We start from the raw sequence: 1,609 nt of genomic DNA on the forward strand, positions 1-1,609 counted from the left end.
AACTACCATGAAAATTAACTTCTACGTATAGGGAAAAATGGCAACACTAAAGAAGACGTAGCTCATTCATTTTTTTTTAGAGATCGCCTGATTCATAGGTTATTACAAAGTAAGTTAGACTGGATTAAGAGGCTTCGGTTTCTGACAACGAGACAGTGTACCCTAAGCTTTCAAGTCTTCGAAGGGAATGTCGAACAATGGTTTGTGCTCTTTGCTTATCAAAGTAGTCTTCGCCTAAGTCTACGTACATTTCTTTCCGTGTTAGAAGGTAGTAACAGATACGTAAAATCGCATGAGAGACAACAACTGAGGCTCGTTTGGTACCTTTTCTTGCGGCTGTACGTCTATATAGTGCACCCAGATAGTTTTTCGATCCTCTCACTGAATGAGCTGCTTCTTGTAGTGCTGACTTTAAATATTTATTTCCCTTTTTTGTTTTGGAAGATTTCCTTTTACCAGCACTTTCGTTATGTCCTGGAACTAATCCTGCCCATGAACACATATGAGCGGCACTTGGAAATTGATTTTTTACATCAGTTCCAATCTCTGCTAGAATCTGTTCCGCCATTCGAGTAGCGACACCTGGGATTGAATCTAATCGTTCAACATCTTCATAAAAAGAACTCATTCTTTCTGCTATTTCTTTATCAAGCATCTCAATTTGATCTGTAAGAAAGTCCATGTGAGTGATAATAGTTTTAAGCATCATTCGTTGATGGGAGCTGATATAGCCATGCAACGCTAGCTCAAGTTCTTCTTTTTTCTTTTTTAATGTTCTTCGAGCGAAACTCGCCAGCTTTACAGGGTCATCTTCGCCATCAGCGATCGCTCGAAGCATTTCCATAGCGGAAACACCCTTAATTTGTGATACAACCGAACCAAGTTTAATGTTAGCTCCTTCTAAGACTTTTTGAATTCGATTTTGTTGCCTGGCTCGTTCTTGAATTATGCTTCGACGATACCGAACTAATTCCCGCAATTCTCTTTGATTTCTGTCGGGAATATAGCTGGCTTTTATTAAACCATGCCGAAGAAGTTTTGCAATCCACTCAGCATCATTTACATCTGTTTTCCGTCCAGGAACAGCCTTAATATGCTGGGCATTGACCACTGAAAATTCAATTCCCTCACTTTCTAGTAAATTCACAATCGGCTTCCAATAAACGCTCGTACTCTCCATGGCAACATGAGTACATTTATGTTCTTTAATCCAGTCTAGTAGCCTCAACAAAAACACTGTTTTCGTTGAAAATGATTGAATCTCCTTTCCTTCTGGTGTAAGAATACATGCAGTTATAGAGTCTTTATGAACGTCCATCCCACATGCTCGTTCAATGATTACATCCATTGTAATCTTCCTTTCTACGACAAAATATGGAGGCTGGTGCAACAACCAGAATAGGATTAATCTACCATGCGTGCTTCCCGCAAGGGAGCAACAGTCAGTGATGCACCGTGGTCGAAGGAGTCAGACTAAAGGGTGGGCTCAATGGCACCATAGTTGATCGACCTTCCTCTCCCAGCCGTAGAATCAGTATTGACGGGACGTATCCATTTTCATTCTCTGTGGTGCAGTGTTGATTTTTTCGCTGCATGGGCGGCTAAAGGG

Annotated in this window: 1 protein-coding gene; it reads right to left on the minus strand. The window is 40.8% G+C overall.

All coding sequences use genetic code 11. The features are described 5' to 3' along the window. Positions 1-124: 124 nt before the first annotated feature. Entirely contained in the window at positions 125-1,348 is a 1,224-nt protein-coding gene (locus tag V7122_RS25075) for an IS110 family transposase (protein WP_335529915.1), read from the minus strand. Between the last annotated feature and the right edge of the window lie 261 nt (positions 1,349-1,609).

It is taken from the genome of Bacillus sp. JJ1532 (genome assembly GCF_036965085.1).
In the GTDB taxonomy this organism is placed as follows: Bacteria; Bacillota; Bacilli; order Bacillales; family Cytobacillaceae; genus Cytobacillus.

What these genes read in the sequence shown, in the direction of transcription:
- V7122_RS25075 (WP_335529915.1), bottom strand. Translation starts at nt 1,348, where the DNA reads ATGGATGTAATCATTGAACGAGCATGTGGGATGGACGTTCATAAAGAC.